This is a genomic window from Streptomyces hazeniae (assembly GCF_031845485.1).
In the GTDB taxonomy this organism is placed as follows: Bacteria; Actinomycetota; Actinomycetes; order Streptomycetales; family Streptomycetaceae; genus Streptomyces; species Streptomyces hazeniae.
The window spans coordinates 15,875-30,636 of record NZ_JAVREQ010000039.1 but is presented as its reverse complement, the minus strand read 5'-3'; the positions used below and the strand labels follow the sequence as shown (position 1 = coordinate 30,636).

Genomic DNA, 14,762 nt, shown 5'->3' with positions numbered 1-14,762 from the left:
CAACGAGCAGCGGACCGCAGCTCTGCAAGACTTCCTGCACACCTACAACCACCACCGCTGCCACACCGCACTCGGCGGCCAGCCACCGATCAGCCGTGTGAACAACGCTCCGGGTCAATACACCTAGTCCCCGTAGTCGGACATGCCGTCCAGCAGGTGCGCGGAGCGCTCGGGAACGTGCACCCCGCGCGGCCGCTCCGACGCCGCCGCGCGCGGCGCGGCACCGTGCGCCGTACGGGGCCAGCGCTCGGACATCCGTGCGCAGTCGCCGCGCAGCTGGGCGAGGGACTCCGGCTCCGCCGAACGGTGACCGGCTGTGGGCGCATCGGCGCCATGGGTGCTCATACCCCGACAGTACGCATGCTCCGAAGACGGGGGAAAGCCCTACTATCTGGTAGTTCTGTCCTGTTCGGATACGGTCGGTGACCGGGTAGCGTGGTCGGGACCGCCCTTCCGTTCTCCTTCCTGGAGCGAATTCGCCGTGCGTATCGCTGTCTCCGGCTCCATCGCGACCGACCACCTGATGACCTTCCCCGGCCGTTTCGCCGACCAGCTCGTCGCGGACCAGCTGCACACGGTCTCGCTGTCCTTCCTGGTCGACTCCCTGGACGTGCGCCGCGGCGGGGTGGCGGCGAACGTCTGCTTCGGCATGGGCTGCCTGGGCGCCCGCCCGATCCTGGTCGGCGCGGCCGGCGAGGACTTCGAGGAGTACCGGGCCTGGCTGGACCGGCACGGCGTGGACACCGAGTCGGTGCGCATCTCCACCACCGCGCACACCGCCCGCTTCGTGTGCACCACCGACGCGGACCACAACCAGATCGGCTCCTTCTACACCGGCGCGATGAGCGAGGCCCGGCTGATCGAACTCCAGGCCGTGGCCGAGCGCGTGGGCGGCCTGGACCTGGTGTGCATCGGCGCCGACGACCCCGAGGCGATGATCCGCCACACCGAGGAGTGCCGTACCCGCGGCATCCCCTTCGCCGCCGACTTCTCCCAGCAGATCGCGCGCATGGAGGGCGACGACATCCGCGTGCTGACGGAGGGCGCGACGTACCTCTTCACCAACGAGTACGAGAAGGGCCTGGTCGAGTCCAAGACCGGCTGGAGCGACGCGGACATCCTCGACCGGGTCGGCACCCGGGTGACCACCCTGGGCGCCAAGGGCGTGCGGATCGACCGCAAGGGCGAGGAGCCCCTCCTCGTCAGCCCGCCCGAGGAGGAGGCCAAGGTCGACCCCACCGGCGTGGGCGACGCCTTCCGGGCCGGCTTCCTCACCGGTCTGAGCTGGGACGTCTCCCTCGAACGCGCCGCGCAGGTCGGCTGCATGCTGGCCACCCTGGTCATCGAGACCCTGGGCACCCAGGAGTACGAGCTGCGTCGCGGCCACTTCATGGAGCGCTTCACCAAGGCCTACGGCGACGCCGCGGCCGCCGAGGTGCAGTCCCACCTCGGCTGACGCCGGACCGGTCCGGGCCGCTCAGGCGGCCCGGCGGATCCGGTAGGACGTGCCGTCCGGACCGGCACCCAGGTAGGTGTGGCCGCGCATCGCGCACCAGGCGGGAATGTCGAGCCGGGCGGCCTCGTCGTCCGCGAGGACCGTGACCACCCCGCCGACGGGTACCTCGCCGATCACCTTCGCCAGCTCGATCACCGGCACCGGACAGAGCGTGCCGAGGGCGTCGACGGTCAGGGCGTCCTCCTCCGCGTCCTCGGACGCCTCCGACGCCTCCGACGCCTCCGACGCTTCCGACGCGTCCGGGCCGCCGTCCGCCCGGACGTCGGCCGGCGCGCCGGGGGCGCTCGCCGGTGCGCCGAGCTGGGCGCGCACGGAGGCCACCGCGCCGGGGAGTTCGGCCAGGAACCGTTCCACGTCCTCCTCGCGGGCACCCGGCGGCAACGACACGCGGACGTTCCCCTCGGACAGCACCCCCATGGCGCGCAGCACGTGGCTGGGCGTCAGCGTGCTCGACGTGCAGGAGGAGCCGGACGACACCGAGAACCCGGCGCGGTCCAGGGCGTGCAGCAGCGCCTCGCCGTCCACGTACAGGCAGGAGAAGGTGACCACGTGCGGCAGCCGGTGCACCGGGTCGCCCACCACCTCGACGTCCCCGACGAGTTCGGGCACCCGGGTGCGGACGCGGTCCACCAGGGCCCGGAGCCGGGCGGCCTCGGCCGCGGCCTCCGCGCGCACCGCCCGCAGCGACGCTGCGGCGGCGACGACCGCCGGGAGGTTCCCGAACCCCGGGGCGCGGCCCGACTCCCGCTCGTCCGAGGGGCCCGGCGGGGCGAAGCGGGTGCCCTTCCGCACCACGAGCAGGCCGACTCCGGGCGGACCGCCCCACTTGTGGGCGCTGCCGGCCAGCAACGACCACGGGCCGTCCACGGCATCCCAGGCGAGCGACTGGGCCGCGTCCACCAGCAGCGGCACGCCCGCCGCACGGCACGCCTCGGCAACTCCGGCGACGGGCTGTTCCGTGCCGACCTCGTGGTTGGCGCTCTGCAGGCAGGCCAACGCGGTGCCCTCGGTGAGCGCGGCGGCGAACGCGCCGGGGTCGACGGCGCCGGTACGGCCCACGGCCACCTCGGCGACGGTCCCGCCGTCCGCCTCGTGGGCGGCCGCCGCGTGCAACACCGCGGAATGCTCCACCGCGGAGACCACAAGGTGCCGGCCCGCGCGCCGTCGGCCTGCGACCGCACCGGCCACGCCGGTGTGCAGGGCCTGGGTGCCCGACGGGGTGAACGTCAGCTCGTCCGGGCGGCATCCGACCGCCTCCGCGGCGGTCTGCCGCGCGGCGTCCAGCAGCATCCGCGCGCGCCGGCCCTCGCGGTGGAGCCGGGCCGGGTCGGCCCAGCCTTCGTCCAGCGCGGCGACCAGGGCCTGCCGGGCGACGGGATGCAGCGGAACGGACGACGCGGCGTCGAAGTACGGCACGCCTTCACGCTAGCGCCCGGCCCGGTGAATCCCGGAACCCTCCCTACGCCGCACGCCGCACGCCGCACGCCGCACGCCGTGACCGGCCCCCGCGCCGCACGGCGGGGCGTTCCCGGGCTTCGGCCCGTGCCGGAGTGGCAGGTCCGCGTCTCCGCAGCGGCATCCGGTGTCCGCAGCCCGGCTCTCTCCTCGTCGCACGCCCGGCTCGGACAGCTTCCGGCCGCCGAACGGCACGAGGCCCCCGGGGTGAGTCGACGCCGCCCGCGTGGGCGTCCTCCGCCCGACGCGGGCGGAGGTGTCGCCGGTCACGGCCGACCCCGCCCCGGTACCCGCGCCCGCCGGCCCGGACGAGCGACCGCCCGCCCGCGGCGTACTCCTGGGGGAGGGCCGCCCCGGGGCCGTCGAGGAGCGGCGGGCCCCGGAGCGCCGGCCGCGCCGGCGAGTGCCGGCGGAGCACGGTCCGGGGCGGGGGCCCGGTGCGGCAGTCCGCGGAGGGTGCCGGGTGCGCGCGGAGGCGCCGGGGACGGCCGGTTGAGGACGCGGGCCGGGGCGGGCGGGGCGCGGCCGGAACCGCCGGACGGCCGCGGCGGAGCCGCCACGCGGGAGACGGACCCTCCTGGCGCGGGTCCAAATCCCGTCCAGTAAGGTTTGGCCCGCATAAACATCAAACCCCTGCCCGCGCCAGGGGCCGGCGCCCGACCACTAAGACGGCCGAGCCCGGCTGAGCGGGCGAGACTCTCGGGAAGGCGCTACGTGAGTCCCAACGGCTCCGACCTCCCCCACCGCCCGAAGGGCGTGGGCGGTACCCCCATGTCACGGCGCCCGATGCGGCGGATGCTGCCGCAGGCGCTGGCTGCGGGACTGGTCCTGGCTACCGCCACCGGTTGCACCTACAAGGACTTCCCCCGCCTCGGCATGCCCACCCCGGTGACGGAGGAGGCGCCGCGGATCCTCTCCCTGTGGCAGGGCTCGTGGGCGGCTGCGCTCGCCACGGGCGCCCTGGTGCTCGGGCTGATCCTGTGGAGCATCATCTTCCACCGGCGTTCGCACACCAAGGTGGAGGTCCCGACACAGACCCGGTACAACATGCCCATCGAGGCGCTGTACACCGTGGTCCCGATCATCATCGTGTCGGTCCTCTTCTACTTCACGGCCCGTGACGAGGCCGAGCTCCTGAAGACCTCCGACAAGCCGGACCACGTCGTCAACGTGGTGGGCTACCAGTGGAGCTGGGGCTTCAACTACGTCGAGAACGTCGACGGCGACACCTCCACGGACAACACGGACTCCGAGGAACTCGCCGCCATCCCGGACCGGATGAAGGAGGCGTTCCCGGAGGGCGCCGAGGGCGTCTACACCGCGGGCACGCCGGCCGACCGGAACTTCCAGAACGGCAACCCGGGCCCGACCCTGTGGCTGCCGAAGGGCGAGACCGTCCAGTTCGTGCTGACCTCGCGGGACGTCATCCACTCCTTCTGGGTGGTTCCCTTCCTGATGAAGCAGGACGTCATCCCCGGCCACACCAACCGCTTCGAGGTGACTCCCGAGATGGAGGGCACCTACATGGGCAAGTGCGCCGAGCTGTGCGGTGTGGACCACTCCCGGATGCTCTTCAACGTCAAGATCGTTTCGCCGGAGCGCTACCAGAAGCACCTGGAAGAGCTGGCGGAGAAGGGCCAGACCGGTTACATCCCGGCGGGTGTCGCGACCATCGGCGACACCAGGAATGCGGAGACGAATAACCCGTGAGCATCCTCAACGAACCCCAGGGTGCCGCCGAGGACACGATCGCTGCCCAGAGCGGTCTCTCCTCGCAGCGCCGCAAGGAGCCCGGCAACGTCGTGGTGAAGTGGCTGACGACCACCGACCACAAGACGATCGGGTCGCTGTACCTCATCACTTCGTTCTTCTTCTTCGTCATCGGCGGCGTGATGGCGCTCTTCATGCGCGCCGAACTCGCCCGCCCGGGCACGCAGATCCTGTCGAACGAGCAGTTCAACCAGGCGTTCACCATGCATGGCACGGTCATGCTGCTGATGTTCGCCACTCCGCTGTTCGCGGGCTTCGCGAACTGGATCATGCCGCTCCAGATCGGCGCGCCCGACGTGGCGTTCCCGCGGCTGAACATGTTCGCCTACTGGCTCTACCTCTTCGGCTCGCTGATCGCGGTCGGCGGCTTCCTCACTCCGCAGGGGTCGGCGAGCTTCGGCTGGTTCGCGTACGCGCCGCTGAGCAGCGAGGTCTACTCGCCGGGCATCGGCGCCGACATGTGGATCATGGGTCTGGCCTTCTCGGGCTTCGGCACCATCCTCGGCTCGGTCAACTTCATCACCACCATCATCTGCATGCGCATGCCCGGCATGACGATGTTCCGGATGCCGATCTTCACCTGGAACGTGCTGCTCACCGGTGTGCTGGTGCTGCTGGCCTTCCCGGTGCTGGCCGCCGCGCTGCTGGTGCTGGAGTCGGACCGCAAGTTCGGCTCGATGGTCTTCGACTCGTCCAACGGCGGTGCGCTGCTCTGGCAGCACCTGTTCTGGTTCTTCGGCCACCCCGAGGTGTACATCATCGCGCTGCCGTTCTTCGGCATCGTCTCGGAGGTCATCCCGGTCTTCAGCCGCAAGCCGATGTTCGGCTACATCGGCCTGATCGGCGCGACCATCGCCATCGCCGGCCTGTCGGTGACGGTGTGGGCGCACCACATGTACGTGACGGGCGGCGTGCTCCTGCCGTTCTTCTCGTTCATGACGTTCCTCATCGCGGTGCCGACGGGCGTGAAGTTCTTCAACTGGATCGGCACGATGTGGAAGGGCTCGCTGTCCTTCGAGACGCCGATGCTCTGGACGATCGGCTTCCTGATCACCTTCACCTTCGGTGGTCTGACCGGCGTCATCCTCGCCTCGCCGCCGCTGGACTTCCACGTCTCCGACAGCTACTTCGTGGTGGCCCACTTCCACTACGTCGTGTTCGGCACGGTCGTCTTCGCGATGTTCGCCGGCTTCCACTTCTGGTGGCCGAAGTTCACCGGCAAGATGCTCGACGAACGGCTCGGCAAGATCACCTTCTGGACCCTCTTCATCGGCTTCCACGGCACCTTCCTGGTCCAGCACTGGCTGGGCGCCGAGGGCATGCCGCGCCGGTACGCCGACTACCTGGCCGCCGACGGGTTCACCGCGCTGAACACCATCTCGACGATCAGCTCCTTCCTGCTGGGCATGTCCCTCCTGCCGTTCTTCTACAACGTCTGGAAGACCGCCAAGCACGGGAAGAAGATCGAGGTCGACGACCCGTGGGGGTACGGCCGTTCGCTGGAGTGGGCGACCTCGTGCCCGCCGCCGCGGCACAACTTCGTCACCCTGCCCCGCGTGCGGTCCGAGTCCCCCGCGTTCGACCTGCACCATCCCGAGATCGCCGCCCTGGACCAGATCGAGGACACCGGGCAGCGTGACATCGTCGACCCGGGCAAGGAAGCCGCCACCGGCAAGGAGGTCGGGAAGTGAAGATCCAGGGACAGATGTTCATCTGGCTTTCCTTCTTCATGCTGGCCATGGCGATCGTCTACGGCGTCTGGTCGAAGGAGCCGGTCGGCACGACCGCGCTCTTCCTCACCTTCGGTCTGGCCATGATGATCGGCTTCTACCTGGCGTTCACCGCACGCCGGGTGGACGTCGGCCCGCAGGACGAGAAGGAGGCGGACGTCGCCGACGACGCCGGCGAGGTGGGCTTCTTCAGCCCGCACAGCTGGCAGCCGTTCGCCCTGGCCCTCGGCGGTGCCCTGGCCTTCCTGGGCATCATCTTCGGCTGGTGGCTGTTCTTCTTCTCGCTGCCCGTGGTGCTCATCGGCCTCTTCGGCTGGTTCTTCGAGTACTACCGCGGCGAGGCGCAGAACCAGTAGGCGCGGAAGCCGGCAGGCGCAGAACCCGCAAGCATCGCGCACACCACGACAGGCCCCCGGCATTGCCGGGGGCCTGTCGCGCGAAGAGGACCCGATCGGCCCAAGCCGACGGGCCACCGCCCCCGCGCGTTCCTAACGTGAAGTCATGACTGACATACGGAAGCGCCGCACGGCGGTGAGCTGCGCCCTTCTGCTGGGGCCCCTGGCGGTGGGGCTCACCGCCTGCGGAGAGGACGGTCATCCACTGGCGGCCGCCCCGTACGACGCCGGAAGCCAGGTCGCGCTGAGCGCCGAGGACGGCAGCGACGACGTCGACTACCGCAAGCCCCTCGTGGTCACCGCCGAGGACGGCGAGGCCCTCCTCACCGACGTGGTCGCCACGGACGCCGGCGGACGGCACGTGCGCGGCAGGCTCTCCGAGGACGGTGCCCGCTGGCACAGCACCGCGCCGCTCGCCGCAGGCACCCGTTACACCGTCCGGGTGAGTACCGAGAACGAGGACGGCGAGCCGGGACGCCGCACCGTCCGGTTCGGGACGCGGCCCTCCGACGGCAAGAAGTTCACCGTCACCTTCGGCCCGGAGAAGGGCGAGTACGGCGTCGGCCAGCCGCTCGTCGCCGAGCTCAGTCACAAGGTCAAGGGACGCGAGCAGCGGGAGACCGTGGAGCGCGCCCTGAACGTCCGCTCCACCCCCCGGGCGCAGGGCGGCTGGCACTGGGTGGATGCGCAGACGCTGCACTACCGGCCCAAGGAGTACTGGCCCTCGCACGCCTCCATATCCGTCTCGGCGGCGCTGGAGGGGATCAAGATACGCGACGGCCTCCGCGGCGGCGTCTCCAAGCCGCTGAGCATACGCACCGACGACCGTGTCGAAGGCACCGTCGACCTCGCCGCGCACACCCTGACCGTCACCCGGGACGGCGAGGAGGCGCGCACCATCCCGATCAGCGCCGGCAAGCCCGGGTTCCGCACCCGGGTCGGCGTCAAGGTGATCCTCGGCAAGACCCAGTTCCTCCGCATGACCAGCGGGAGCATCGGCATCCCCGCGGGCAGCTCCGAGTCCTACGACCTGCCGGTCTACTGGAACGCCCGCCTCACCCACAGCGGCGAGTTCCTGCACGCCGCGCCCTGGTCCTCCGGGTCGCAGGGCGTCGCCAACACCAGCCACGGCTGCACCGGCATGAGCACCGAGAACGCCAAGTGGCTCTTCGGCCTCGTGCAGGAGGGCGACGTGTTCACCTACGTCAACGGCGACGGCGGCGAGCAGATGCCCGCGTTCGGCAACGGCTTCGGCGACTGGAACCTGAGCTGGTCCGAGTGGCGCGAGGGCAGCGCCCTCACCGGCGAGGGCAAGCCCGCCGAGGCGCCTCTGGGCGACATCGAGTTCGCCCAGGCCCGGCTCCGCTTCCAGGCCTGAGCACCCACAGGACGCGCCCGGGCGCCGTGCGGGAGGTCCCCCGCGCGGCGGCCGGGCGTCGTGTGCGGAGGGGTCAGGCGGCGCCCGCGGCGCCCGCGCTGCGGTGGTCGCCGCGCAGCAGACCGGCCAGCGCGTCCGCGAGAGCGACCGGGTCGACCGGGTGCGACACCGCGGCCTCGGCCCGGCTCCAGGTCGCCAGCCAGGCGTCCTCCGGCCGGCCGATCAGCAGCAGCACCGGCGGGCAGCGGAAGATCTCGTCCTTGATCTGGCGGCACACGCCCATGCCGCCGGCCGGCACGGCCTCCCCGTCCAGCACGCACACGTCGACCGTCCGCTCCTCCAGGGTGGACAGCAGGGCGGGCAGCGTCGCGCACTCCACGTACTCGACCTGCGGGGCGTCCGCGGCGGGGCGCCGCCCCGCCGCGAGCCGGACCTGCTCCCGGGTGTTGGCGTCGTCGCTGTAGACCAGCACCGTGGCGGTCGGCTGCATCGTTCCTCCGCGAAGGGGTCGGTGAGACGGACCGGGAAGCCGTACGTGATCGAGGTCCCGGTGAGCCGGATGCTACTCCCTCGAAGGGCCCGCCGACACCGCTTCGTACCCTCTTCCGGGGGCCTTCCCGGGGGCCGTCTGCGCAGTCCACGGGCGCCGGACACACCGAACGGCACCCCCGGAAGTGAACCCGGGATAAGCGACCGACATAATGACGGGCGTGGCGACAGCAACAGCAGTAGAAACCGGGCACGCACACCCGTCGGTCAACCGGCCGAACCTCACCAGCGTCGGAACGATCATCTGGCTGAGTTCCGAGTTGATGTTCTTCGCGGCACTGTTCGCGATGTACTTCACGCTGCGGTCGGTGACGGGTGCCGAGTACTGGAGGGAGAGCGCCGAGGCACTGAATCTTCCCTTCTCCGCGACGAACACCACGATCCTGGTGCTCTCCTCACTCACCTGTCAGCTCGGCGTGTTCGCCGCCGAGCGCGGTGACGTGAAGAAGCTCCGAGGCTGGTTCATCATCACCTTCCTCATGGGCGCGGTCTTCATCGGCGGTCAGATCTACGAGTACACGGAGCTGGTCATGCACGAGGGCCTCTCGCTCTCGTCCGACCCGTACGGCTCCGTCTTCTACCTGACCACCGGCTTCCACGGACTGCACGTGACGGGCGGCCTCATCGCGTTCCTGTTCGTCCTGGGGCGGACGTACGCGGCCAGGAGGTTCACCCACCACCAGGCCACTGCGGCCATCGTCGTGTCCTATTACTGGCACTTCGTCGATGTCGTCTGGATCGGCCTCTTCGCCACGATCTACCTGATCAAGTGAGCCGGGCCGCGCGGCCCGACCACGCGCAGACACAGCCAGAAGCATCGACGCAGAAGATCCTGACACCGGGGTAATCCGTGAAAAAGCTCTCCGCACGACGGCGCCATCCGCTGGCGGCGCTCGTCGTCCTACTCTTCGCGCTGGCGGCCACCGGGGGGCTGTACGCCACGTTCGCGCCGGCCGACGAGGCGAAGGCCGACACCAAGGCCGGCCAGTCCCTCGCCATCAAGGAGGGCCGCAAGCTCTACCTGGTGGGCTGCTCCAGCTGCCACGGCAAGGGCGGCCAGGGCACCAGCGACGGTCCGAGCCTGGTGGGCGTCGGCGCCGCCGCGGTGGACTTCCAGGTCGGCACCGGCCGCATGCCGCTCCAGCAGCCCGGCCCGCAGGGCGTCGAGAAGCCCAAGGTCTACTCGCAGGCCGAGATCGACCAGCTGGCGGCGTACGTGGCCTCCCTGGGCCCGGGCCCGAGCGTCCCGACCGAGGAGCAGTACAACCCGGAGGGCGCGGACATCGCCAACGGCGGTGAGCTCTTCCGTACGAACTGCGCGCAGTGCCACAACTTCACCGGTGAGGGCGGCGCCCTCTCCGAGGGCAAGTTCGCCCCCGACCTCGGCGGCGTCGAGCCGAAGTACATCTACGAGGCCATGCAGAGCGGTCCGCAGGCCATGCCCTCCTTCCCCGACACGGTGCTGACGGAGTCCGACAAGAAGGACATCGTCGCGTACCTCGAGGAAGTCAACAGCGACGAGGCGGAGACCCCCGGCGGCGTCAAGCTCGGCGGACTCGGCCCGGTGGCCGAGGGTCTGTTCGCCTGGGTGTTCGGGCTCGGGGCGATGATCGCCCTGGCCATCTGGGTCGCGGCCCGGACAGCGAAGGCCAAGAAGTCATGAGCAGCGAGACTGGATCCCACGACAACGTGTCAGACCACGACCCGAACGAGAAACTGCCCGAGCGGCGGGACGAGGCCCACGAGGCCGAGAAGGACCCCGGGCACGGCGCCGAGGCGGCCCTCGCGGAGGACCCCTTCCGCGACCCCGGGCTGCCGCCCCACGAGCACCGCATCCAGGACGTCGACGAGCGGGCCGCCAAGCGGTCCGAGCGCACGGTCGCGCTGTACTTCGTCATCTCGATGCTCGCCACGGTCGGCTTCATCGCCTCCTACGTCGCGTTCCCCATCGAGCAGATCGTCTACATCTGGCCGCTCGGGCACATCAGCGCCCTGAACTTCGCCCTCGGCATGACCCTGGGCGTCGCGCTGCTCGGCATCGGCATCGGCGCGGTCCACTGGGCCCGCACCCTGATGTCGGACGTGGAGCTCGCCGACGAGCGTCACCCGGTCGAGGCGGAGCCCGAGCTGAAGCGCAAGGTGCTGGCGGACTTCCGCCAGGGCGCCCAGGAGTCGGCGCTCGGCCGCCGCAAGCTGGTGCGCAACACCATGTTCGGTGCGCTGGCGCTCCTCCCGCTGTCCAGCGTCGTCCTGCTGCGCGACCTCGGTCCGCTGCCGGAGGACAAGCTGCGGCACACCTTCTGGGAGAAGGGCCTGATGCTCATCAACGAGAACACCGGTGAGCCGCTCAAGCCCGAGGACGTCCCGGTCGGCTCGCTGGCCTTCGCCCGGCCCGAGGGGCTGGAGCCCGAGGACCACGAGTTCAACACCGAGATCGCCAAGGCCGCCCTCATGCTGGTGCGCATCCAGCCCGAGGACATCAAGGACAAGAAGGCCCTTGACTGGAGCCACGAGGGCGTGCTGGCCTACTCGAAGATCTGCACCCACGTCGGTTGCCCGGTCAGCCTGTACGAGCAGCAGACGCACCACGTGCTGTGCCCCTGCCACCAGTCGACGTTCGACCTCTCCGACGGTGCGCGGGTGCTCTTCGGTCCGGCCGGCCACGCGCTGCCGCAGCTGAGGATCAGCGTCAATGACGAAGGGTTCCTGCAGGCGGACGGCGACTTCGCCGAACCCGTCGGCCCGTCCTTCTGGGAGCGCGGAGCATGAGTACTTCAACGACGAAGAAGAAGGCACCCGCCGGCGAGCGGGTGGCCGACTGGGCCGACGGCCGTCTGGGCATCTACAGCCTGGCCAAGGCCAACATGCGCAAGATCTTCCCGGACCACCCGTCCTTCATGCTGGGTGAGGTCGCGCTCTACAGCTTCATCATCATCATCCTGACGGGTGTCTTCCTGACGCTCTTCTTCGTGCCCAGCATGGCCGAGGTCGAGTACCACGGCACCTACGTGCCGATGCACGGCATCCGGATGACCGAGGCGTACGCCTCGACCCTGGAGATCAGCTTCGACGTCCGCGGCGGTCTGCTCATCCGGCAGATCCACCACTGGGCCGCGCTGATCTTCCTCGCCGCGATGCTCGTGCACATGATGCGGGTGTTCTTCACCGGCGCCTTCCGCAAGCCGCGCGAGGTCAACTGGCTGTTCGGCTTCCTGCTGCTGGTGCTCGGCATGTTCACCGGCTTCACCGGCTACTCCCTCCCGGACGACCTGCTGTCCGGCACGGGCGTCCGGTTCATGGAGGGCGCGATCCTGTCCGTGCCGGTCGTCGGCACGTACCTGTCGATGTTCCTCTTCGGCGGCGAGTTCCCCGGCCACGACATCATTCCGCGGTTCTTCGCGGCGCACGTCCTGCTGCTGCCCGGCATCATGCTGGGTCTGCTGGTGGCGCACCTGATCCTGGTCTTCTACCACAAGCACACGCAGTTCGCGGGCCCCGGACGCACCAACAAGAACGTGGTCGGCATGCCCCTGCTGCCGGTCTACATGGCCAAGGCGGGCGGCTTCTTCTTCCTCGTCTTCGGCGTCATCGCGGTCCTCTCGGCGACGTTCCAGATCAACCCGATCTGGGTGCTCGGCCCGTACCGGCCGGACCAAGTGTCCACCAACGCGCAGCCCGACTGGTACATGGGCTTCTCGGAGGGCCTGATCCGGTTCATGCCGGGCTGGGAGGTGAACTTCGCGGGCCACACGCTGGTACTCGGCGTGTTCATCCCGCTGGTGATCTTCCCGCTGGTCCTGGCGGCGATCGCGGTCTACCCGTTCATCGAGGCCTGGGTCACGGGCGACAAGCGCGAGCACCACATCGCGGACCGCCCGCGCAACGCCCCGACCCGTACGGCGTTCGGCGTCGCGTGGATCACCCTCTACATGGTCCTGCTGATCGGTGGCGGCAACGACCTCGTCGCCACGCACTTCCACCTCTCGATCAACGCGATCACCTGGTTCGTCCGGATCATGTTCTTCGCGGGGCCGGTGCTGGCGTTCATCATCACCAAGCGGATCTGTCTGGGCCTGCAGCGCGCGGACAAGGAGAAGGTGCTGCACGGGCGCGAGTCCGGCATCATCAAGCGCCTGCCGCACGGCGAGTTCATCGAGGTCCACGAGCCGCTCAGCCAGGAGCAGCTGCACACCCTCACCGCGCACGACCAGCCCGAGCCGCTCGAGATCGGTCCCGAGACCGACGAGAACGGCGTCAAGCGGAAGGTCGGCGCCGGCACCCGGATGCGCGCCAAGCTCTCCAAGAGCTACTTCGGCCCGGAGAGCGGCCAGATTCCGAAGCCGACCGCCGAGGAGTACCGGGAGATCACCAGCGGCCACGGCCACCACTGATCGCCCCGCCGCCGACCGGACCGCTCCGGCGGCGCGCACCACACCGTGGGCCCCGGCCCTTCCCCCGAGGAAGGGCCGGGGCCCACGGGCGTTGTCCGGGTGTTTCCCCGGCTCACGATGCGGGCGTTGCGCCGGGCCCGGCGCACCGCGCCGATAGGGTGAGCAGCGTGCGACGGTACGCGTGCCGCCGCCCCCTTCCCGACGGGCCGCGGCCGTCCGCCGCCGGCCCCCTGCCCACGGTCCGCCGGTGCCCCGGCCGGGCCGACGAACCCAGGAGCGTGCAGCATGAACACCGTTCCCGACGTCGGCTCTCCCACCGGAGGCGACCTCACCTGGCCGGACGTGCTGAGCGCCCTGCTGGCCGGCGAGGACCTCTCCGCGGACGCGTCCGCCTGGGCGATGGACCGCATCATGCGCGGCGAGGCGACGGACGCCCAGATCGCCGGGTTCGCAGTCGCCCTGCGGGCCAAGGGCGAGACGGTGGACGAGGTGTCCGGCCTCGTGCGCACCATGTACGCGCACGCCAACGTCATCGACGTGCCCGGCCCGACCGTGGACATCGTCGGCACCGGCGGCGACCGGGCGAAGACGGTCAACATCTCGACGATGTCGGCGATCGTGGTCGCCGGCACCGGGGTGAAGGTCGTCAAGCACGGCAACCGTGCCGCGTCCTCCGCCAGCGGCGCCTCCGACGTGCTGGAGAAGCTGGGCGTCAACCTGGAGCTGACCCCGCGCCGCGTCGCGGAGGTCGCCGCGGAGGCCGGCATCACCTTCTGCTTCGCGGTGAAGTTCCACCCGGCGCTGCGGCACGTCGCCGCCGCACGACGCGAGCTGGGCATCCCCACCTCGTTCAACTTCCTCGGCCCGCTCACCAACCCGGCACGGGTGCGCGCGCAGGCCACCGGTGTCGCGGACGCCCGGATGGCGCCGATCCTCGCCGGCGTGCTCGCCGAACGCGGCTCCTCCGCGCTGGTGTTCCGCGGCGACGACGGCCTGGACGAGCTGACCACCACCAGCACCTCCACGGTGTGGATCGTGCGCGACGGCACCGTCCGCCGGGAGAGCTTCGACCCGCGGACCGTGGGCCTCGAGATGGTGCCCGTGGAGGCGTTGCGCGGTGCCGACGCCGCGTACAACGCGGACGTGGCGCGGCGCCTGCTGGAGGGCGAGCAGGGGCCGGTCCGGGACGCCGTGCTGCTCAACTCGGCGGCGGCGCTGACCGCGCTGGAACCGACGGACCAGCCGCTCGCCGACCAGCTCGCGGCGGGCATCGCGCGCGCGGCGGAGTCCCTGGACTCCGGCGCCGCCAAGTCCGCCCTCGACCGCTGGGTCGCCGCCTCCCACGCGTAGGTCCTGTCGTTCCTCCGGCCCCCGGCGCCGCTCGCGGTGGCGGGGGCCGTCGGCGCGACCCGTCGGGGGCGTGTGGCATACTGCCGTCCAGGTCACGAGTGACAGCGACGAAGGCCCCGGCCCGCTGTCCGGCAACCCTCCTTCCGTGGCGGGGTGCCCCGGGTGATGACCAGGTCGCGGACACGCAAGGTCCGCGGCAAGCGCGGATCCCTCTTCACACAGCCAGGG

General features: G+C 70.6%; 13 protein-coding genes, 1 pseudogene and 1 riboswitch. Of the genes and pseudogenes, 11 read left to right on the top strand and 3 right to left on the bottom strand.

Annotation, left to right across the window (positions count from 1 at the left end; genetic code table 11):
• Positions 1-127, top strand: a pseudogene (locus tag RM572_RS27460) (IS481 family transposase); the annotation flags it as partial.
• Here RM572_RS27460 and RM572_RS27455 read toward each other — a convergent pair.
• The gene (locus tag RM572_RS27455) at positions 124-345 is read right to left on the bottom strand and encodes a hypothetical protein (RefSeq protein ID WP_311676084.1); all 222 of its coding nucleotides are present in this window, start codon (positions 343-345) and stop codon (positions 124-126) included. The pseudogene RM572_RS27460 and the gene RM572_RS27455 overlap by 4 nt on opposite strands.
• 136 nt (positions 346-481) lie before the next feature.
• On the opposite strand from RM572_RS27455, the gene RM572_RS27450 reads away from it, so the two are divergent.
• Entirely contained in the window at positions 482-1,456 is a 975-nt protein-coding gene (locus RM572_RS27450) for a carbohydrate kinase family protein (RefSeq protein WP_311676083.1), read from the top strand.
• Positions 1,457-1,477: 21 nt separating this feature from the next.
• Here RM572_RS27450 and RM572_RS27445 read toward each other — a convergent pair whose 3' ends face one another.
• Entirely contained in the window at positions 1,478-2,932 is a 1,455-nt protein-coding gene (locus RM572_RS27445) for a cysteine desulfurase/sulfurtransferase TusA family protein (RefSeq protein WP_311676082.1), read from the bottom strand.
• 753 nt (positions 2,933-3,685) lie between these two features.
• Here RM572_RS27445 and ctaC point away from each other — a divergent pair.
• The 4 genes from ctaC (at position 3,686) to RM572_RS27425 (ending at position 8,244) form a co-directional block, all read left to right on the top strand.
• Positions 3,686-4,681, top strand: coding sequence for an aa3-type cytochrome oxidase subunit II (gene ctaC, locus RM572_RS27440; RefSeq protein ID WP_199779568.1), 996 nt, complete (start codon positions 3,686-3,688; stop codon positions 4,679-4,681).
• Complete coding sequence (ctaD, locus tag RM572_RS27435; protein ID WP_311676081.1) at positions 4,678-6,432, top strand: aa3-type cytochrome oxidase subunit I; 1,755 nt, start codon at positions 4,678-4,680, stop codon at positions 6,430-6,432. The genes ctaC and ctaD overlap by 4 nt, the downstream gene beginning before the upstream one ends.
• Positions 6,429-6,827, top strand: a complete 399-nt coding sequence (locus RM572_RS27430) for a cytochrome c oxidase subunit 4 (protein ID WP_027763098.1) — start codon at positions 6,429-6,431, stop codon at positions 6,825-6,827. Before ctaD ends, RM572_RS27430 begins: the two co-directional genes overlap by 4 nt.
• A gap of 145 nt (positions 6,828-6,972) precedes the next feature.
• Positions 6,973-8,244, top strand: a complete 1,272-nt coding sequence (locus tag RM572_RS27425) for a L,D-transpeptidase (protein ID WP_311676080.1) — start codon at positions 6,973-6,975, stop codon at positions 8,242-8,244.
• Positions 8,245-8,317: 73 nt separating this feature from the next.
• Here the strand turns inward: RM572_RS27425 and RM572_RS27420 are convergent, their stop codons facing one another.
• Positions 8,318-8,734, bottom strand: coding sequence for a hypothetical protein (locus tag RM572_RS27420; protein ID WP_311676079.1), 417 nt, complete (start codon positions 8,732-8,734; stop codon positions 8,318-8,320).
• Between the two features lie 211 nt (positions 8,735-8,945).
• Here RM572_RS27420 and ctaE point away from each other — a divergent pair, with 211 nt between their 5' ends.
• The 5 genes from ctaE (at position 8,946) to trpD (ending at position 14,534) form a co-directional block, all read left to right on the top strand.
• Positions 8,946-9,566, top strand: coding sequence for an aa3-type cytochrome oxidase subunit III (ctaE, locus tag RM572_RS27415; protein WP_027766043.1), 621 nt, complete (start codon positions 8,946-8,948; stop codon positions 9,564-9,566).
• A 77-nt stretch (positions 9,567-9,643) separates the two neighbouring features.
• On the top strand, positions 9,644-10,456 hold the full coding sequence (gene qcrC, locus RM572_RS27410; protein WP_027766044.1) for a cytochrome bc1 complex diheme cytochrome c subunit: 813 nt from the start codon (positions 9,644-9,646) through the stop codon (positions 10,454-10,456).
• 26 nt (positions 10,457-10,482) lie between these two features.
• Positions 10,483-11,562, top strand: coding sequence for a cytochrome bc1 complex Rieske iron-sulfur subunit (gene qcrA, locus RM572_RS27405; RefSeq protein ID WP_394813716.1), 1,080 nt, complete (start codon positions 10,483-10,485; stop codon positions 11,560-11,562).
• Positions 11,559-13,184 carry a cytochrome bc1 complex cytochrome b subunit gene (gene qcrB, locus RM572_RS27400; RefSeq protein ID WP_136184526.1) on the top strand — a complete coding sequence of 542 codons (1,626 nt, stop codon included), beginning with the start codon at positions 11,559-11,561 and terminating at the stop codon, positions 13,182-13,184. Before qcrA ends, qcrB begins: the two co-directional genes overlap by 4 nt.
• Before the next feature lie 285 nt (positions 13,185-13,469).
• Complete coding sequence (gene trpD, locus RM572_RS27395; protein WP_311676077.1) at positions 13,470-14,534, top strand: anthranilate phosphoribosyltransferase; 1,065 nt, start codon at positions 13,470-13,472, stop codon at positions 14,532-14,534.
• A gap of 90 nt (positions 14,535-14,624) precedes the next feature.
• Positions 14,625-14,743: riboswitch (SAM riboswitch) on the top strand.
• Positions 14,744-14,762: the final 19 nt, after the last annotated feature.